The sequence below is a fragment of the Prauserella alba genome (assembly GCF_024171735.1).
In the GTDB taxonomy this organism is placed as follows: Bacteria; Actinomycetota; Actinomycetes; order Mycobacteriales; family Pseudonocardiaceae; genus Prauserella; species Prauserella alba.
Map to the genome: position 1 here is coordinate 925816 of NZ_JAMTCH010000004.1, position 18120 is coordinate 943935.

Annotated in this window: 17 protein-coding genes, 1 tRNA gene and 2 pseudogenes; 14 read left to right on the top strand and 6 right to left on the bottom strand. The window is 70.3% G+C overall.

Translation table 11 applies throughout. The features are described 5' to 3' along the window. Positions 1–11 precede the first annotated feature (11 nt). The 3 genes and pseudogenes from LY12_RS13145 (at position 12) to LY12_RS13155 (ending at position 3477) form a co-directional block, all read left to right on the top strand. On the top strand, positions 12–719 hold the full coding sequence (locus LY12_RS13145; RefSeq protein ID WP_253856420.1) for a type 1 glutamine amidotransferase domain-containing protein: 708 nt from the start codon (positions 12–14) through the stop codon (positions 717–719). Between the two features lie 74 nt (positions 720–793). Then, positions 794–1762 (top strand): annotated as a pseudogene (locus LY12_RS13150) (alpha/beta hydrolase). Positions 1763–1875: 113 nt separating this feature from the next. Beyond that, positions 1876–3477, top strand: coding sequence for a succinic semialdehyde dehydrogenase (locus LY12_RS13155; RefSeq protein ID WP_253856422.1), 1602 nt, complete (start codon positions 1876–1878; stop codon positions 3475–3477). Positions 3478–3572: 95 nt separating this feature from the next. Here LY12_RS13155 and LY12_RS13160 read toward each other — a convergent pair. After that, positions 3573–3645: transfer RNA gene (locus tag LY12_RS13160), tRNA-Ala, on the bottom strand. 351 nt (positions 3646–3996) lie between these two features. Between LY12_RS13160 and LY12_RS13165 the strand changes: the two genes are divergently transcribed. Genes LY12_RS13165 through LY12_RS13200 form a run of 8 tightly spaced genes read left to right on the top strand, consistent with a single transcriptional unit; the run spans position 3997 to position 11667 of the window. Continuing rightward, positions 3997–5103: a FecCD family ABC transporter permease gene (locus LY12_RS13165; protein ID WP_372493507.1), complete on the top strand. Its 1107-nt coding sequence runs from the start codon at positions 3997–3999 to the stop codon at positions 5101–5103. Position 5104: 1 nt separating this feature from the next. After that, a complete protein-coding gene (locus LY12_RS13170) occupies positions 5105–5902 on the top strand; it encodes an ABC transporter ATP-binding protein (RefSeq protein WP_253856423.1) in 798 nt (265 codons plus the stop codon). Further along, positions 5899–6891, top strand: coding sequence for an ABC transporter substrate-binding protein (locus LY12_RS13175; RefSeq protein WP_253856425.1), 993 nt, complete (start codon positions 5899–5901; stop codon positions 6889–6891). The genes LY12_RS13170 and LY12_RS13175 overlap by 4 nt, the downstream gene beginning before the upstream one ends. Before the next feature lie 57 nt (positions 6892–6948). Further along, positions 6949–7671, top strand: coding sequence for a methyltransferase (locus LY12_RS13180; RefSeq protein WP_253856427.1), 723 nt, complete (start codon positions 6949–6951; stop codon positions 7669–7671). Further along, on the top strand, positions 7668–8465 hold the full coding sequence (locus LY12_RS13185) for a Rossmann-like domain-containing protein (RefSeq protein ID WP_253856430.1): 798 nt from the start codon (positions 7668–7670) through the stop codon (positions 8463–8465). Before LY12_RS13180 ends, LY12_RS13185 begins: the two co-directional genes overlap by 4 nt. Then, entirely contained in the window at positions 8462–9454 is a 993-nt protein-coding gene (locus tag LY12_RS13190; RefSeq protein ID WP_253856432.1) for a GHMP family kinase ATP-binding protein, read from the top strand. Before LY12_RS13185 ends, LY12_RS13190 begins: the two co-directional genes overlap by 4 nt. Beyond that, on the top strand, positions 9375–10385 hold the full coding sequence (locus LY12_RS13195) for a pyridoxal-phosphate dependent enzyme (RefSeq protein WP_253856434.1): 1011 nt from the start codon (positions 9375–9377) through the stop codon (positions 10383–10385). The genes LY12_RS13190 and LY12_RS13195 overlap by 80 nt, the downstream gene beginning before the upstream one ends. Positions 10386–10419: 34 nt before the next feature. Beyond that, positions 10420–11667 (top strand): MFS transporter, encoded by a 1248-nt coding sequence (locus tag LY12_RS13200; RefSeq protein ID WP_253856436.1) that lies wholly within the window; start codon positions 10420–10422, stop codon positions 11665–11667. 82 nt (positions 11668–11749) lie between these two features. Here the strand turns inward: LY12_RS13200 and sepX are convergent, their stop codons facing one another. The 4 genes from sepX to LY12_RS13220 form a co-directional block, all read right to left on the bottom strand. After that, positions 11750–12739, bottom strand: coding sequence for a divisome protein SepX/GlpR (gene sepX, locus LY12_RS13205; RefSeq protein ID WP_253856438.1), 990 nt, complete (start codon positions 12737–12739; stop codon positions 11750–11752). Between the two features lie 199 nt (positions 12740–12938). Next, positions 12939–13607, bottom strand: coding sequence for a GNAT family N-acetyltransferase (locus LY12_RS13210; RefSeq protein ID WP_253856440.1), 669 nt, complete (start codon positions 13605–13607; stop codon positions 12939–12941). A 19-nt stretch (positions 13608–13626) separates the two neighbouring features. Next, on the bottom strand, positions 13627–14910 hold the full coding sequence (glp, locus tag LY12_RS13215; RefSeq protein ID WP_253856442.1) for a molybdotransferase-like divisome protein Glp: 1284 nt from the start codon (positions 14908–14910) through the stop codon (positions 13627–13629). Continuing rightward, positions 14910–15812: a UTP--glucose-1-phosphate uridylyltransferase gene (locus LY12_RS13220; RefSeq protein ID WP_253856444.1), complete on the bottom strand. Its 903-nt coding sequence runs from the start codon at positions 15810–15812 to the stop codon at positions 14910–14912. Before LY12_RS13220 ends, glp begins: the two co-directional genes overlap by 1 nt. Before the next feature lie 166 nt (positions 15813–15978). Between LY12_RS13220 and LY12_RS13225 the strand changes: the two genes are divergently transcribed. Beyond that, positions 15979–16590 (top strand): 5-formyltetrahydrofolate cyclo-ligase, encoded by a 612-nt coding sequence (locus LY12_RS13225; RefSeq protein ID WP_253856446.1) that lies wholly within the window; start codon positions 15979–15981, stop codon positions 16588–16590. Positions 16591–16732: 142 nt separating this feature from the next. Beyond that, a pseudogene (locus LY12_RS26110) lies at positions 16733–16873 on the top strand (FmdB family zinc ribbon protein); the annotation flags it as partial. A gap of 14 nt (positions 16874–16887) precedes the next feature. Here LY12_RS26110 and LY12_RS26115 read toward each other — a convergent pair. Next, positions 16888–17127 (bottom strand): hypothetical protein, encoded by a 240-nt coding sequence (locus tag LY12_RS26115; RefSeq protein WP_308292130.1) that lies wholly within the window; start codon positions 17125–17127, stop codon positions 16888–16890. Positions 17128–17424: 297 nt separating this feature from the next. On the opposite strand from LY12_RS26115, the gene LY12_RS13235 reads away from it, so the two are divergent. Beyond that, complete coding sequence (locus tag LY12_RS13235; protein ID WP_253856455.1) at positions 17425–18099, top strand: SAF domain-containing protein; 675 nt, start codon at positions 17425–17427, stop codon at positions 18097–18099. Positions 18100–18120 lie beyond the last annotated feature (21 nt).

Here is an 18120-nt window from a genome sequence, read left to right on the forward strand (position 1 = left end):
GGAGTTCAGCGATGACCAGGGTTCTGCAGGTTCTCTCGGCCGCCAGGGTGTGGACGCTCAAGGACGGCACGCAGCACCCGACCGGGTTCTGGGCGGAGGAGTTCGTCGTTCCCTACACGCTGTTCGGCGAAGCCGGGTGGGAGGTAACGCTCGCCACTCCCGCAGGCGCGCAGCCGGTCGTCGACAAGCTCAGCCTCGGGATCAATGGCGGCGTTCCGCCCCGCACAGCCAAGAAGCTGAAGGCGCAACTCGACCGGCTCGCGCCCGTGCTGAACGCCCCGACCGAGCTGTCCGCTGTCGACCCTGACGATTTCGACGTCGTCTTCTACTCCGGTGGGCACGGACCCATGGAGGACCTCGCCGTGGACCCGGTATCCGGCGCGCTGCTGACGAAACGACTCCACGCGGCCCGGCCACTCGCCCTGCTGTGCCACGCCCCGGCGGCAGCACTGGCCGCCAGGAACACCGACGGCAGCTGGCCGTTCGCCGGTTACACGATGACCGGCCTGTCGAATGTCGAGGAGCGGCTCAACCCGTTCGCGTGGAAGGCGAAGTGGCTGCTCGAGGACCGGCTCAAGGAGGCGGGTGCGGACTACACGTCCGGCCTCCCGCTGAAGTCCAAAGTGGTCGTCGACCGCAATCTCTACACCGGACAGAACCCTGGCTCGTCGGCTGCGCTCGCACGCCGCATCATCACCGACGTTTCCCGAAAGGAGTGAGCCCGGATCCGGAATCACCGGCGCGGACGCGGGTTCCCCGCCGGAAAACAACGCCACCGCAGAGGGAGAAAACGATGACCGAGATTCCAGCTCCCATCACCCCGTACCTCGAACCGGCCGCGAAAGAGTTGGCCGAAGCGACCGACCCACACCCCCGCATCTACGAAGTTCCGCCGGAACAGGGTCGGCAGATCCTGCGGGATCTGCAGAGCGGCGAAGGCGTGCCGCGTCCGGACGTCGACGAACAGTGGGTCGACGTGGACACCGGGCAGTGGGGCACCGTCCCCACTCGCATCATCCGGCCCAAGGGCGTGACCGGCCCGCTTCCGGTGGTGTTCTACATCCACGGCGCGGGCTGGGTCTTCGGCGACGACAAGACCCACGACCGCCTCTTCCGGGAACTGGCTGTCGGTGCCGGCGCCGCCGGAGTGTTCCCGGTCTACGATCGCGCACCGGAGAAGGGCTATCCCACCCAGGTCGAGCAGAACTACGCGGTGGGCCAGTGGGTGCTGCAGCACGGCGCGGAGTACGGCCTGGACACGAGTCGCGTCGCGGTCACCGGGGAGTCCGTCGGCGGCTGCATGTCGACGGTGTTCGCTCTGATGAACTCCGAACGAGGCGGTATCGACCTCAACGCCCAGGTGCTGCTGTACCCGGTGACCAACGCGGATTTCGACACGCCCTCCTACATCCAGTTCGCCGAGGGGTACTACCTCACACGCGAGGGCATGAAGTGGTTCTGGAACCAGTACACCACGGACCCGGCCCAGCGCGCCGAGAAGTACGCCTCGCCGTTGTAGGCATCGCTCGACGACCTCAAGGGTCTGCCCACCACGCTCGTCATCACCGACGAGGCCGACGTCCTGCGTGACGAGGGCGAACAGTACGCCAACAAGCTTCGGGAGGCCGGCGTCGACGTCACCTCCGTCCGCGTCGCCGGCATGGTCCACGACTTCCTGCTCCTGGACAGCCTGCGGGACACCCGTGCCGCCAACGTCGCCCGCCACCTCGCGATCGACGCACTGCGAAACGCGCTGCAGTAGCGGCACCGGTAACCGGCCCGCGGGTGCCCACCCGACGAACGGATCGAGGTGGGCACCCGCACGGGTCGCGCACGCCCCCGTCCCGATCGACACTTCGCACACGGAGACCGACCATGACCACCGCAGCCGCCGACACCTCGACCCTCGCCTCCACGGAGCCGGGTGCGTTGCCGCCATCGATCACCCCGGCGGCCCTGCGACGCCTGGCCGATCGGGTCACGACGACGCCCGGCGCCGAGCGCGTCACCACTACGGCTCCCTACACCGGTGCGCCGTTGGCCGACCTGCCGGTCTCGACACCGTCCGACGTCGAGGAGGCGTTCACGCGCGCTCGTTCCGCGCAGACGAGCTGGGCCGCCATGACCATCGGTGAACGCAAGAGAATCCTGTTGCGTTTCCACGATCTCGTGCTGGCCCGCCAACACGAGGCGCTGGATCTGATGCAGGCCGAAAGCGGCAAGACCCGTCGCGACGCGTTTCTCGAAGTCTCCGACATCGCCATCACCGCCCGCTACTACGCCAACAACGCCGCGAAGCTCCTCGCGCCCCGGCGGCGACGCGGCGCGATCCCGCTGCTCACCCACACCACGGAGCTGCACCATCCCAAGGGCGTTGTCACCGTCATCTCCCCGTGGAACTACCCGTTGAGCATGGCCGCCGGTGATGCCCTCCCGGCACTCATGGCGGGCAACGCGGTCGTGCAGAAGCCCGACACCCAGACGTCGCTGACCGCCCTGTGGGCACTCGAACTCATGCACGAAGCCGGACTGCCCAACGGCGTGTGGCAGATGGTGATCGGGCGCGGCAGCTCCATCGGCGGTGCGCTCATGGCGGGCGCCGACTACATGATGTTCACCGGCTCCACCGACAGTGGCCGTCGGATCGCCCGCGACGCCGGCGAGCGTCTCATCGGCGCCTCCCTTGAGCTCGGCGGCAAGAACGCCATGCTCGTACTCGACGACGCCGACATCTCCCGAACCGCCGACGGAGCCGTCGCCGCGTGCTTCCCGTCGGCCGGCCAGCTCTGCGTGTCCATCGAACGGCTGTACGTGCCCGAAGCGCTCCTCGACACGTTCGTCGCCGCATTCGCCGAACGCACCCGGAAACTCCGTCTCGGCGCCGCGTACGACTACAGCTGCGACGTCGGCTGCCTCACCACGACGGCCCAACTCGAGACCGTCACCGCACACGTGGAGGACGCCGTCGGCAAGGGCGCGACAGTCCTGGCCGGGGGCCGGTCGCGGCCGGATCTCGGACCGTTGTTCTTCGAGCCGACCGTGCTCACCGGCGTCACCCCCGACATGACGCTCTACAACCACGAGACCTTCGGCCCCGTCGTCACGATCTACCCCTACCGGGACCTCGACGAGGCGATCACACGAGTCAACGCCACGCCGTACGGCCTCAACGCGAGTGTCTGGACGCGTAACGGCCCCAGGGGACGGGCGGTGGCGGCCCGGATACGTGCCGGAACCGTCAACGTCAACGACGCCTTCGCCGCTGCGTGGGGCAGCATCGACGCCCCGATGGGCGGCATGGGCGACTCCGGAATCGGCCGCCACGGCGCCGAGGGGATCCTGAAATACACCGAGCCCCAGACCGTCGCCCACCAACGCATCCAGGGCTTCACCCCGCCCGCCGGGATTCCCCACAGCCTGTGGGCCAAGGTCCTGACAACCATGCTCAAGACCCTCAAGCGAGTAGGAGCCCGCTGAGACGTCAACCGGGAGCACCCTGCGGAGTCCACCCCGTAATCAACGTGCGGAACGCAAAAGGTCCGCGCCCGTTGTGGGCGCGGACCTTTTGTGCGTGGAGCTGAGGGGAATCGAACCCCTGACCTTCTCGATGCGAACGAGACGCGCTACCAACTGCGCTACAGCCCCTTGGTGAAGCGAGACCAGCATAGCAAGGCGGACACGACCCTCGACGCCGGGGGGTCGCCCCGGCGTCCGTCGCGCGCGACCTGCGGACGGTCGGCGGCCGAAGGCGTGAGACCCGGGTCACCGCGACACATCTTCCGGAACGTCGTCCCAGGCCACGGCGGGCCATCCATGGGTTCGCATCGCCGAAGCCGACGGCGATCGCACTCGCGACCAACGCCGACTTCTAGACGAAAATGATTTTCATTTGTACTGTCGGCGTCCCATCGACGTCCAGCGTCCTCAGCGGTTGTCTGGCGTCGGACGTGCAGTCGGCGACGGGAGGTCAGCGACCGTGACCCGGAAGGATCGGACGTGACGACCACGACGAGAACGCCGGTCGGGCATGCCGCAACGGCACGTCCGCCCGCGTCCCGGCCGGGCACGTCCCGGTCGGGTACGGCCACCGCCGTGGCGGTCCTCACGGTGGCCCTGCTCGGCTCGGTGGTCGCCGGTATCTCACTGGGCTCCGCGGTCATACCGCTCCCCGACACGCTGCGCTATCTCGGCGCAGCGCTGACCGGAGGCACGATCGGCGCCGAGGACGTCACCCAGTACTCGATCGTCTGGGACGTCCGCGCGCCGCGGGTGGTGCTCGCGGCGATCGTCGGTGCGGGCCTCAGCGTCATCGGCGTCGCGGTACAGGCGATGGTGCGCAACCCGCTCGCCGACCCGTTCATCCTCGGCGTGTCCTCGGGCGCATCCGTGGGGGCGAGCGCGGTGGTGTCGTTCGGCCTGTTCGCCGGTCTCGGGGTCTACGCGCTCTCGACCGCGGCGTTCCTCGGTGCGCTGCTCGCCTCCGCCCTGGTGTATGCGGCCGCGCACACCAGGGCGGGCCTGACCCCGCTGCGCCTCGTGCTCACCGGCGTGGCCCTCGCCTACGGATTCCAGGCGCTGATGAGCGTCATCGTGTTCTTCGCCCCCTTCGGGGAGACGGCCAGGTCGGTGATGTTCTGGATGCTGGGCAGTCTCGGCAGCGCGACGTGGCAATCGCTGCCCGTCGCCGCGGGAGCCGTCGTGGTCGCCGTCGTGACGCTACTCAGGAGCGGCCCCTCGCTCGACGTCCTTGCCATGGGCGACGAATCCGCCGCCGGACTCGGCCTGGACACCACGCGACTGCGCCGCATGCTCTTCCTGCTCACCGCCGTCGTCACCGGAGCTCTCGTCTCGGTGAGCGGCGCCGTGGGGTTCGTCGGACTCGTCATGCCGCACCTCGTGCGCATCGTCGCCGGCGCGAGCCACCGGCGGGTGCTGACGATCGCGCCGCTCGCGGGCGCCGTCTTCCTGGTGTGGGTCGACCTCGCGTCCCGGACGATGTTCGCCCCTCGTGAGCTGCCCCTCGGCGTCATCACCGCGTTGGTGGGCGTTCCGGTCTTCGTCCTCCTGCTCCGCCGCCGCGGCTACCTGTTCGGAGGGCGCTGACATGGACGTGGCACTCGACGACGTCACGGTGGAGATCGCGGGCACCGCCCTCGTGCGCCGGCTGAACCTCACGGTGGGAGCGGGCGACGTGGTCGGACTCGTCGGGCCGAACGGCAGCGGCAAGTCGACGGCGCTGCGGTGCATCTACCGCGCCCTGGAGCCCACGACGGGAACGGTCCTGCTCGACGGATCCGACATCGGCGGCCTTTCCCTGCGGAACAGCGCACGCGCCGTGGCCGCCGTCACCCAGGACGGCAGTCCCGAGCTCGACTTCACCGTGACCGAGATCGTGGAACTCGGCCGTTACCCGCATCACCGCGGCGGCGCGGCGCTCGGCCGGCGCGAACGCGACGTCTGCGCCGAGGCGATGCACCGCGTCGGCGTCACCCATCTCGCCGACCGTGGCGTGCTGTCGCTGTCCGGCGGTGAGCGTCAGCGCGTACTGATCGCGCGCGCTCTCGCACAGGAACCGGCGGTGCTCGTCCTCGACGAGCCCACCAACCACCTCGACGTCCGCCACCAGGTCGAGCTGCTGTCGTTCCTCCGTACGTGCGGGCTCACGGTCGTCGTCGCACTGCACGACCTGAATCTCGCGGCCGCCGCGTGCGACCGGCTCGCCGTGCTCCGGGACGGCACGGTCGCCGACGACGGCCCACCGTCCGATGTGCTCACCCCTGACCTGATCGATCGCACCTTCGGAGTGCGGCCCGACATCGTCCGCCACCCGGTCACCGGCGTCCCCCAACTCGTCTATCACCTCGGTCCCGATGAACCCACCCCTGGAGGAACACACCCGTGACAGCGACGACCAAGTCCGTTCCTGTCCTGCTGGCCGCCTGTCTGCTCACCACCGCCTGCGGAGCCGACGTGCAACGGAACGCCCGAGAAGGGCCCCGGCCCGTGACGGTCGAGAACTGCGGCAAGCAGATCACCTATCCGCTGCCGCGTAACGCCGTCGCCTACGACATGAGCGCCACGGAGAAGATGTTCGCGCTCGGGCTCGCCGACCGGATGCGCGGAATCGTCATGCCGAGTACCGCCGACCCCGCCGTGGAACGCTCGCCCTACCGTGAGGACTACCGTTCCGTGGAGACGCTCTCCACCGACGTCCTGGGCTTCGAGACGGTCGTCGACGCCGAGGCCGACTGGGTGCTCGCCGGGTGGGGATCCGGGTTCAGCGAGGAGCGCGGCATCACCCCGCAGCGACTCGACGAGGTCGGCATCAGCTCGTACCAGTTCACCGAGAGCTGTTTCAACTACGGGGAGAACCCCGTCACCGTGCCTCCGATGGAGGCGCTCTACACGGATCTGCGGCAGATCGGGCGGATCTTCCACGTCGAGGACCGCGCGCAGCAGCTCGTGTCCGACATCCAACGGCGCGCCGAGCAGCTGCGCAGCAGCAGGCCCGAGGGCGACCCGGCCAGGGTGTTCATCTACGACTCGGGGACCGACCAGCCGTTCACCTCCGGGAACCAGGCCTCGCCGAACGCGATCGTCTCCCTCGCAGGCGGCGAGAACATCTTCAGCGACCTCAAGCAACGGTGGACGACCGTCGGCTGGGAGCCCGTGGTCAAGGCCAATCCCGAGGTCATCACCGTCGTCGACTACGGCGACCAGCCCGTCGAGGAGAAGATCGCGTTCCTCAAGTCACATCCGCCGCTCGCCTCGACCCCAGCGGTGCGCAACGACCGCTTCCACGTGCTCGACTACGGCGAGGCCGTGAGCGGCCCGAGGAACATCGACGCCGCCGAGGAACTCGCCGAGTACCTGCGCGGGATCGGACGCTGAAGATCCCCGCAACGCCGCTCCGTACACCCGATGATCGTCCACACCTTGGAGCCCGCCGTGACCTCGAGCTTGATCGAACAGCTTCCGCCCCCGCTTCCGGCCGAGCGGATCATCGCCCTCAACCAGCCGAAGGCCGACCTGCACACCCACCGCACCTACGCGTGGAACGGATGGGACTTCGACGTTCCACCCGGTGTGTTCATGCCCGGCGCGACCAGCCGCATGATCCACGAACGCCTGCTCGACGACACCATCGACGTCCGCGGCCGGACCTACGCCGCGATGGGAGTGGGGCTCGGCGTGGAGACCGCCGTCGCCGGACTGCGGGGCGCGCGTGAGGTCTACGCCCTCGACGTCCACGGCGACAGCGTCCACACCGCCCGGCGGAACTACGAACGCCTCGTCGGTGAGCGGGAGGGCACCCGGTTCGTCCCGGCAGCCGGGAACGTCTTCGACGGCGTGCCGGCGGGCACCCGCCTCGACGTCGTGACGTTCAACCCGCCCGCGGTCAGCCAGGCCGTCAGCACCGACCCCGACGTGGTCCGCAACGTCTGTGTCGGCGCACCGCTGCTGGCCACGTTCTTCGAGCAGCTCGCACACCGCGACCTGCTGGCGCCCGGCGGTGAGGTGTTCGTCGTCGTGTCGAACACCGCCGACATGCCCGCGATCATCCGCCATGCCGTGACAGCCGGTTTCGAGGCGGAGGTGTTCCACCGCCACGACTGGAACGACGGCGTGCTGACCTACCTGTTCCGGCTGAGGCGAGGTGGCGTGGCATGACCGTCGAGGACCTGTTCACCGACGTCGCGGCGGGTCGTCACGGTCCGGACCCGGCCTCGCTCACGGCCACCAGCGTGTTCTGGCTGCACCACGGCACGCGGCTCGCCGGCGGCCACGTCACCTATCTGAACCAGTACGTCCTCGTGCGGGTCGGCGGCGCCTTCGGCGCGTGCGCGTTCGAAAGCGGCGAACTCGACCCGGACGTCGCAGGCGAGATGTCGGGCCGGCCGCTCAGCGAGCTGTTGACCGACCCGCGGCTCCCTGTGCGCATCGCGGCACTCGACGCCTACCTCGGTCACCAACAGCCCCATGCCGCCGACGACACCGTCACGTTGCCGTCCGGCACCCCCGAGGTCCGTGCACAGGCGCGCGACACGGCCATCGCCGGGCTCCTCGACGTCGAACGCGGTACGAAGGTCGCACTGATCGGCGTCGTGAACCCGCTCGTGGCCGCCATCGAGGACCGTGGCGGCACGTGCCTGCCGTGCGACCTGAACCTGCGCGAAACCCGGTGGGGGCAGCCGGTCACCGACTCGATGTCCGATGTCCTGGACGTCGCGGACGCCGTCGTCGCCACGGGCATGACGCTCGGCAACGGCAGTTTCGACCCGATCCTCGACCGGTGCCGCGACCGCGAGATCCCGCTGATCGTCTACGCGCAGAGCGGGTCGGCGGTGGCCAGGGCGTTCCTGGGCGACGGCGTCACCGCACTGTCGGCAGAGCCGTTCCCGTTCTCCCAGTTCAGCGCCGATCCGACCGTGCTGCATCGCTACCGCGCGGAGGGGCTGGCATGAACGTCGGTCACGGGCAGGCGTGCAGCCACCACGGCGAGCTCGTCCAGGGCGTCTTCCTCGACACCCGCGGCCACCGGCGCCGGGCACTGGTGACAGTGCCCGTACTGCACCGGCGGGCGCACGCGGAGTTCCGCCCCGACTCACACGGCCTGTTCACGGTCACCCCCGGCGACCGGACGAAGGCGCTCGACGCCGCACGGCTCACCGCCGCGTTCTGCACCGCCGGAGCTGCGCGGACCACGCCGGGCGGTCACCTCCGGCTGCACGGCGACGTTCCGGTCGGCATCGGCATGGGTTCGTCCACAAGCGACACCATCGCCACGATCCGCGCAGTGGCGGCGAGTTTCGACACCACGCTCGCACCGGAGCGAATCGCCGCGCTCGCGGTGCAGGCCGAACGCGCGTGTGATCCGGTGATGCTCGACGAACGCCCGCGGCTCTTCGCCCAGCGCGAGGGCCGGGTACTCGAGGAACTCGGGGCCGCGCTGCCGGCCGTGATCATCCTCGGGTGCATCACCGGTGGCGGCGAACCCGTCGACACGCTCGGGTTCGATCGCGCAGCACCGCCCGAGGACGAGGTCTACGCATTCGAGCACCTGCGGAGTCTGCTGCGGAATGCCGTGGCCGAGTCCGACGCCGCACAACTGGGACGGGTCTGCACGATCAGCGCCCGCTACAACCAGCGCATCCTCCCGAAGGAGGAGCTGCCCGAGCTCGAACGCATCGCCGACCGCGAAGGGGCCGCCGGCGTGCAGGTCGCCCACAGCGGCAACGTCGCCGGCCTCGTCTTCGACGCCGCAGTACCCGACATCGACGACCGGCTCCGCCGCGCCGCTCGGCTCCTCGAAAGCAGCGGTATCCCCGTGACCGGCCACTTCCGCATCGGTACGACCAGTTGGGAGCGTGACCATGGACGACCACGTCGCCGACGCCATCGGGCGTCCCGACCTGATCCGGCTTCACGACAACCTCGTCTGCCTGCGCTTTGAGAGCATGAAGGTGGTCTCGGCCGACGCCGCCGTCCGCCATCTGCTCGACACCGGGGCGGTACGGCCCGGTGACACGCTCGTCGACAGCTCCAGCGGCATCTACGCCTACGCCCTCGCTCTGGCGTGCCACCGGCACGGAATGCGGTGCCACATCGTCGGTTCCACCACCGTCGACGAGAGCGTGCGCACCCAGCTGGCCGTACTCGGAGCCCGGCTCGAACAGATGGAGCCGTCCACCGACCTGAAACTCGACCAGGATCGGCGGGTGCGGCGCATCCAGCAGATCCTCCGGGACAATCCCGGTTACCACTGGATGCGGCAGTATCACGACGGCATCCACTACCTGGGCTATCGAGCCGTCGCCGAACGGATCGCCCACGAGGTCGACCCGGCGACGCTGACGATCGTCGGCGGCGTCGGCTCCGGGGCGTCGACCGGCGCGCTCGCGCGATATCTGCGCCGCGACGACGAGGGCGCGACGCTCGTCGGCGTGCAGCCGTTCGGAAGCGTCACGTTCGGCAGCGCACACGTCACCGACCCCGACATCATCATCGCCGGCATCGGCAGTTCGATTCCCTTCGGCAACGTCGATCACGAGCTCTACGACGTGGTCCACTGGGTCGGATTCACCGCCGCGCTGGCGGGTTCGGTGGATCTGCTGCGGCGGCACGCCACGTTCGCGGGCCTGTCCAGCGGCGCCGCGTACCTCGCGGCCCGGTGGGAACGCCTCCGCGACACGCGGCGCACGGTGCTGTTCGTCGCGCCCGACACCGGCCATCGCTATGTCGACTCGGTCTTCACCCGCCACGGCGAGGCCGTCGACGTGGCCGAGTTGGCTCCCGTCGACGTGTCCGGTACGGACGAGCTCGACCTGCCGTGGTGCCGCATGGCATGGAATCGCGTGCCCGCACCACAGTCCGCCGCGGCCTGAGGCCGCACCCACCGACCCGGGAGTTCACCACCTCGTGTCCACACCACCACCCAGCACGTCCGGCACCGCCGCGCGCCGGCGCTCCGTCCTCCTCGACCCCGCGTTCCTCAGACTGTGGTGCGGGACGACCGCGTCCGGTGTCGCCACGTGGGCGTTGCCGTTCATCCTCGGCCTCGCGGTGCTCGACCGCGGCCTGAGCGCGGCGGGGCTCGGCATCGTGCTGGCCGCACGTACCGTCGGCTTCGTGGTGGCGGTACCCGTCGGAGGGCTGCTCGCGGACCGCTACTCCCGCCGCGCCGTCGTGCTGTGGGCCGCGATGGCCGCCACACTCGCCACGCCACTCATCGCCGCCGGCCTCGGCGGTTCGGTCACGCTCATGGCCGCCGCGGCGGCGGTCGTCGGCGCGGGACAGGGCTCGTGCCGGCCCGCGTTCCAGGCATTGACCGCAGAGGTCGTCAACGAGCCGCGGCGCCAACAGGCCAACGCCGCGACGACGTTCTCGGTACGCGTGACCACACTCGTCGCACCGGGCCTGACGGCGTTGCTGGCCACCGTCGTCAGCACCTCGGCGCTGCTGATCGGCACCGCGGGACTGTGGCTGGCCGCAGCCCTCGCACCGCCACGGGGAACCGTGGAGCCGCAGCCACTGCGCACCCGCGCACCCCTGCACGTCGAGTTCGCCGACGGCGTACGCGAGGCGCGGCGGCACCCGTGGTTCCTCGCCGGGCTCGGCGCACTCACCGCCGTCATCGCCACCGGCTACTCCGCGACCAACGTCGCGTTGCCCCTAGTCAGCAGGGATACCTACGGTACGGAAGCGGTGCTGGCGGGCGCACTGACGGCCTACACGGCGGGTGCGCTCGTCGGCGCCGTGATCGTTTCGCGATGGCGGCCGAGGGCGCAGGGCTGGGCGGCGCTGGCGGGCCTGTCCTGCTACGGCTTCGCACCCCTCAGCCTGCTCGTGCCGCTGCACCCCGCGGTGGTGATCGGGGCGTACGTGGTGGCCGGTATCGGGATCGAGCTGTTCAACGTCCCGTGGTTCACCGCGACCCAGCGGGAGGTCACGCCCGACAAGCTCGCACGTGTGTCGTCGCTGGATTTCCTGCTGTCCTACGGCCTGGCCCCCGTCGGGCTGGCGCTGATCGGACCGGCCATGAGCACCTTCGGCACGGGCGCGGTTCTCGCCGCCACCGCCGTCGTCTGCTTCACCGTCCCGGCCTGCGCAGCCTTGGCGCCGGGCGCCCGCGGGTTCTCCCGCACCGGCGACGCGACCGGCGACTGAGCCGTACCCTGCCCCGACACGGTGCGAGGGGTGGCGGTACGACCGCCACCCCTCGGCCTCGGCGTTTCCCGTTCGCTCGTCCTTATTCGCCGACGGCCCGCCGGTACGGCAGCTCGCCGGGGTCGCCGAGTTCGTGGAACGCGGGATCCTCGTCGTCGATGTCGACGACGACGGCGTTCCGTGGCGGCCGCGGCGCGCGCCGCCGTTCGACGTTGACGAGTTCGGGGCCGTGGCGGTCGCGGCGCGGCGGTTCGGACCGGTCGGCGTCGCGGTCGTGGCGCAGCTCGGCGGAGTCGCGGGCGTCACGGAGGGAGCGCACGTCACGGTGGGCTGCGTCCTCGTCGTCCCATTCGGGCTCGGCGGCACGCTTGCGAGGGCTGCCGGAGTAGCGGGCCATCCGGCGTTCGCGGATCTCCTCTTCGATGCGGACCTGCCGGCGCAGGTACGCGAGGTAGCCGACGAGAGCGACGTCGACGGCGCCGTGCAACCACCACAGCATCGGCAGCACGGCCGCGGCGACGATCGCGCTCACGACGGCCGCGACCAGCAGCAACAGCACGACCCGCTGGCGGTACGCGTACTTGGCGCGCGCGTTCATCTCGGCGGCCTCCGGGTCGAACCCGCCTCGGCCAGGGCGGTAGGGCCGCGGTGCGGACTCGCCACGACCGCCTGCGCCGGGCTCGTCGAGGTCGGACTCACCCGCGTCGGCACGGCGGGCGTACCGGCGCTCCCGGCTGTCCGGCGGCTCGTCGGCCTCGCCGGGCTCGTCGTAGTCATAGTCGTAGTCGTCGATGCCGGCGACAGCGTCGTCCTCGGTGTCGCCGTCGGTGTCGCTGTGGGCGTAGTCGACGGAGTCGTCGAACTCGTCGTCCCCACGGCCACCACGGGTGCCGGCGTTCCGGGTCATGGCGAACTCCCTTCGCCCGTTGTTGCGCGTACCGCTCCGCACGATCCGGCCCGCCAGCGCCGCATCGCTGGTCTGTGTGACCTCCTGGCGCTTCCGCGCCACCATGGGAACGAGAACGACAAGCCACGCAGCGGCGAGCCCGATAATGATCAACGAGCTTGGCATCTCCCGTCACCTCCCGACCTGTCGGTCGTTCGCGTTGCCGCGCAGCCCTCGGGCCGCCCCACTCCCCGTTGTCCGCAGAGCGCTTTGTCTCCACGCTGACAAATCACCACGTTAGTCACAGGAGTAACAGAAGACCCGGAGACGCGCCGGGGCCATCTTTGATTCCTGTCACTGGATCAGGTAGCAGGAGCGCGGACAATTAACTCGAATGGAGGTGCGCCGCACGACCTGCGGCTACGAGGCGTTCCACCAGGCCGCCACCTGTTTCCTCCGCCGTGATGGCGTAGACCAGATGGTCGCGCCATTCACCCTTCACGTTGAGATAACGCTCGAACAGGCCTTCTCTACGGAAGCCGACCTTGGTGAGCACCCGGACACTCGCCGCATTCGCGGGGCGCACCGTTGCCTCCAGCCGGTGCAGTCGTCCCGGGCCGAACGCGTGGTCCGTCACCATCGCGACCGCCGCCGTCGCGACTCCCCTTCCCGCAAGGTCGGACGTGACCCAGTAGCCGACCCACGCCGACCGCAGCGCCGACCGCACGATGTTGCCGACCGTGATCTGACCTGCGAACTCACCGTCGACGACGATCGCGAGCGGCAGGCACTGCCCACGACGGGCCAGCGAGCGCAACGACGTGCACTGCGGCGGCCACGCCCACCCGGAGTTGCGCTCCTCCCACGCGCCGGCCGCCGTCGGCTCCCAGTGTTCGAGGTAATCGCGATCGCGCAGTCGCAGCCGACTCCACGCACTCGCATCGCGCCAGCGCACCGGCCGGAGCCGCACCTCGGCCCCGTCGACGACCAGCGGCACCGGGCGGGCGGGCCAACCGGGGTGCTGTGACTCGCCGAGCGGCTCCGCCTCCGACATCGCCCGCGGCGCTCCCGGGTCAGGCCCGCTGGGCCAGGAAGGTCACCTTGACCTGCTCGCCCGCGGGCAGTTCGGTGAGCTCCTCGTCGACGTTGATCAGGCAGTTCGCCTCGGCCAGCGAGGCGAGCAGGTGCGCACCCGAGGTGCCGAGCGGCTGCACCAGGTACTCGCCGTTGGTCTCGTCGCGCAGCAGCTGTCCGCGCAGGAACCCCTTGCGGCCCGCCGTGGAGGCGACCGGCGACAACAGCCGCGCGTCGACCGCACGCCGGTGCGGATTCCTGGTGCCACGAGCCGCGCGGATCAGTGGACGGATCATGACCTCGAACACGACGAGCGCGCTCATCGGGTTGGCCGGCAGCAGGAACGTCGGCACCGAGTCGGGGCCGAGCCTGCCGAAGCCCTGCACGGAACCGGGGTGCATGGCGATGCGGCGCACGTCCAGGTCGCCCAGGTCGGACAGGGCTGCGTACACCTCGTTGCCGGTCGTTCCGCCTGCCCCTCCCGCGACGACGACCACCTCGGACATCAGCAGCCTGCCCTCGACCGTCTCCCGCAGTCGTTTCGGATCGAGCGGCACGATACCCACCCGGCTGACCTCGGCTCCCGCATCGCGGGCGGCAGCCGCCAGCGCGTAGGAGTTGACGTCGTAGACCTGCCCCACCGACGGCGTACGGTCGACGTCGACGAGTTCGTCACCCACCGAGATGATCGACACCCGCGGCCTGGGGTAGACCAGCACCTTCGACCGGCCCACCGCGGCCAGCAGGCCCACCTGGGCCGAGCCGATCGTGTCGCCTTCACGCACCGCGACGTCGCCGATCTGCACGTCCTCGCCCGTCCGGCGGACGTAGCCCGCCGAAGGGACCGCCCGCTGCACCGTCACGTTCGCCTGATGACCGTCGGTGAACGCCGTGGGCACCACCGCGTCCGCGAGGGTCGGCAGTGGTGCGCCCGTGGCGACCCGCACCGCCTGTCCGGGCTGCAACCGCCGCGGCTGCCGCGAACCGGCCTGGATCTCACCGACCACCGGCAGCTGCACCGGCTCCTCACCCGCGGTGCGCACGTCGACGCTGCGCACCGCGTAGCCGTCCACGGCCGCCTGGTCGAAACTGGGCAGCGCCTGTTCGGCGACGACCTCCTCGGCACACGGCAGTCCCTGCGACTCGGAGATCGCGACCCGCACCGGATTCGGGCGCACCGCCGCCGAGAGGGCACGGTTCAGCTGCTCGGCGACCGGCCGGAAATCCTCGGCGGGCAGATCCGGAACGGCGGTCACCGTGGTGGTCGGCTCGAGTTCGCTCATCAGTCGACGTTCTCGATTCGCTGTTTCAACCAGTCACGCAGCGCAGGACCGTAGTCGTCGTCGGCCAGCGCGAAGTCCACGGCCGCCCGCAGGAACCCGCCCGGGTTCCCGAGGTCGTGCCGGTAGCCGCGGTGCACGACGACGTGCACCGGATGCCCCTGTTCGATCAGCAACGCCACGGCGTCGGTGAGCTGCAGCTCCCCGCCGCTGCCGGGGCCGATCCGTTCCAGGGCGTCGAAGATCGCACGGTCCAGCAGGTACCGGCCCGCCGCCGCGTAGGTCGACGGCGCGTCCGCAGGCGCAGGCTTCTCGACCATGCCGTGCACGCGCTTGACGTCGCCGTCGTCGGTGTCGCTGACGTCGAACACGCCGTACGGGGAGATCTCCGCCTTCGGGATGTCGAACGCGCACAGCACGCTGCCGCCGTACCGCCGGCGCACCTCGGCCATCTTCGTCAGCACGCCCGAGGGCAGCACCAGATCGTCCGGCAGGAGGACGGCCACCGCCTCGTCGTCGTCGGCCAGCGCCGGTCCGGCCTGCGCCACGGCGTGACCGAGACCGAGCGCCTCCTCCTGGATCGCCACGTCGACGTCGATCAGCCCCGGCGCCCTGCGCACCTTCTCCAGCAGTGCACTCTTGCCCTTCTTCTCGAGGGCGTCTTCGAGATCGGGGCGGGACTGGAAGTAGTCGACGACGGCCTGCTTGTCGGGCGAGGTCACCACGACCATGCGCCGCGCCCCGGCTTCGGCGGCCTCTTCCGCGACCAGCTCGATACCCGGCGTGTCCACCACGGGCAACAGTTCCTTCGGGACGGCCTTCGTGGCCGGAAGGAATCTGGTCCCGAGGCCCGCCGCGGGGACGATGGCCGTGCGGAAGGTGTTCGTAGTATTGGGACCGGTCATAGGCGTGAAGCCTAGCCTGAACGTGCGATACAAGCCGACAATGACAGGCTGGCGGCGACAGTCGGCGACGAGGAAATGCGCACAAGGCCCCATTCGCGGCGCATTCACCGGCGCGTCGCCGGCTCGACGTTCCCACCGACACGGGATCCGCCCGGAAAGGAAGGCCGTGAACACGCCCCAGCACCCGACGGGAGAAGCGGACAAGCGCGAGTGGCGCCACGCGATCGGCACAGCCCGTTCCGCCGTGTCGGCCCAGCAGCAGGTCGCCGAGGCCGGCGCGCTCGCGGCTGCGGTTCCCGGCCTGCTCGACGGGCTGCGGTCACCGACCGTGTGCGGCTACGTCCCGTTCGGATCCGAACCCGGCTCGCTCGGGCTGCTCGACGTGCTCCGCGACGCCGGCGCCCGAGTGCTGCTGCCGATCGTGCCCGACGATCCCGGCCCGCTGGAGTGGGCCGAGTACACGGGCACGGCGAGCCTGGTGCCGGGACGCTACCGCGGCATCCTCGAACCGGGCGGCCCGCGACTGGGCGCGGCGGCGGTCGGTGACGCGGCGCTGGTGCTCGTGCCCGCGCTCGCCGTCGACAGGCAGGGTGCGCGGCTCGGCAAGGGCGCGGGGTTCTACGACCGGTCACTCGTGTTCACCGGTCCCGAAGCCCGGCTGGTGGCGGTCGTACGCGACGACGAACTGGTGGACCGGCTGCCCGCCGAGACTCACGACGTCCGGATGCACGCGGTGCTCACACCCGGAAACGGCCTGGTCACACTGCCTGCCGCGTAGCCTCGGCGGGCCCGGGGACCGGTGGCGAGGGCGGACCGGTGATCGCGGTGTGACCTGGGCCTGATTGCCACGCCGGAATGCGGTAGAGCACAATCTCGTTAGCACTCTTAGGAGTCGAGTGCCAACGCCTGAAGGAGCACCTGTGCCGACCTATCAATACGCCTGCAAGCAGTGCGACCACCAGTTCGAGGTGGTCCAGTCGTTCTCCGAGGACAGCCTCACCGAATGCCCGGAGTGCCAGGGCATGCTGCGCAAGCTGTACGGGGCCGTCGGCGTGATCTTCAAGGGCAGCGGCTTCTACCGCAACGACTCGCGTTCCGGCAACGGGAGCTCGAACGGCTCGCAGGCGCCCGCGAAGTCGTCGGCCGAGTCCGGCACGACATCCGATTCGAGCGCGGACTCCTCGGCTTCGTCGTCGGCTTCGTCCTCGTCGTCCGACTCCTCCTCGTCTTCGTCGGGTTCGTCTGGTTCGTCGGGTTCCGGCTCGTCGACGTCGTCGAGCTCCACGTCGACCTCCGCGTCGGCACCCGCCTCCACCTGAACCGCCGCCTCCTGACACCGCCTCCACCTGACCGGCCGCCTCCTGACGCGGCAGCCTCCTGACGTGGCGAACGGCGGGAACGAGTGAGCCGATCCGGTTGCTGCCCGGCCGTCGGCGCCGGGGCTGCTGCCCGGTCGGTTGATGCCCCGCCGACACAGCTCGGCGGGGCAGTTGTCCACAACCACCCGGTTATCCACAGGTCGGCCGTCGGGTACTTCCGCGGCGGCGCCACGCCTTCCTAACGTCGATCGGGCCGAGACGACCCCGTCCGGCCCGATCGACGAGGAGGCATCGTGGCCACTCCCTTCGCACGCCGTGTCACGCAGCTGGCGGCCGCACTGCGCGCACGGCCCGTGCCCGTGTTGCGCCGAGTAATGGCCGCCGCACTCCTCCTCCTCGCGGTGCTGATCGCCGCACGCCCCGCCGCAGCAGGCGACGACACGACCCTGCCGACGCTCGTGTTCGCCCGTGACGTCTCGCTCGGCAGCACGCTGCGAGCCGGCGACGTCCGCGTCGTCGACGTCCCCGTCGACCTCCGGCCGTCCGGTGCCCTGCGAAAACCCGACGCCGTCACCGGCCAACACCTGGTGGGTGTCGCTCGCGAGGGTGAACCTGTCACGGATGCCCGGCTGCTGGACCGCACGCCCACACCCAACGGCACCGTGACCGTTCCGGTCAGACTGAATGATCCGGACATCGCTTCACTGCTGCACGCCGGATCGCATGTGGACATCGTCGTGCCCGGAGCCGGCACCGCGGACGTGCCTGCGAAACAGGTCCTGGCCAGCGAGGTTCCCGTGTTGTCGGTCCTCATGCCCGACTCGCCCGGCAGCGCCTCGCCCGGCTCGTCGTCCGACGCGCCGCTCGTCCTCGTGGCGGCCCGGCCGGAGCCCGCGGCCCGACTCGCCGCCGTGGCCGCAGACCGGCCCGTCACGGTTACGCTCCGCTCGTCAACGACGTCCCGCTAGTCGGGGGATGTCCAATGTGGA

Coding starts and splice junctions, on each gene's coding strand:
- glp (WP_253856442.1), bottom strand. CDS start 14,910: ATGAGCGAACTCGAGCCGACCACCACGGTGACCGCCGTTCCGGATCTG.
- sepX (WP_253856438.1), bottom strand. CDS start 12,739: ATGCCAAGCTCGTTGATCATTATCGGGCTCGCCGCTGCGTGGCTTGTC.
- LY12_RS13220 (WP_253856444.1), bottom strand. CDS start 15,812: ATGACCGGTCCCAATACTACGAACACCTTCCGCACGGCCATCGTCCCC.
- LY12_RS13170 (WP_253856423.1), top strand. CDS start 5,105: ATGGACGTGGCACTCGACGACGTCACGGTGGAGATCGCGGGCACCGCC.
- LY12_RS13155 (WP_253856422.1), top strand. CDS start 1,876: ATGACCACCGCAGCCGCCGACACCTCGACCCTCGCCTCCACGGAGCCG.
- LY12_RS13210 (WP_253856440.1), bottom strand. CDS start 13,607: ATGTCGGAGGCGGAGCCGCTCGGCGAGTCACAGCACCCCGGTTGGCCC.
- LY12_RS13185 (WP_253856430.1), top strand. CDS start 7,668: ATGACCGTCGAGGACCTGTTCACCGACGTCGCGGCGGGTCGTCACGGT.
- LY12_RS13195 (WP_253856434.1), top strand. CDS start 9,375: ATGGACGACCACGTCGCCGACGCCATCGGGCGTCCCGACCTGATCCGG.
- LY12_RS13145 (WP_253856420.1), top strand. CDS start 12: ATGACCAGGGTTCTGCAGGTTCTCTCGGCCGCCAGGGTGTGGACGCTC.
- LY12_RS13190 (WP_253856432.1), top strand. CDS start 8,462: ATGAACGTCGGTCACGGGCAGGCGTGCAGCCACCACGGCGAGCTCGTC.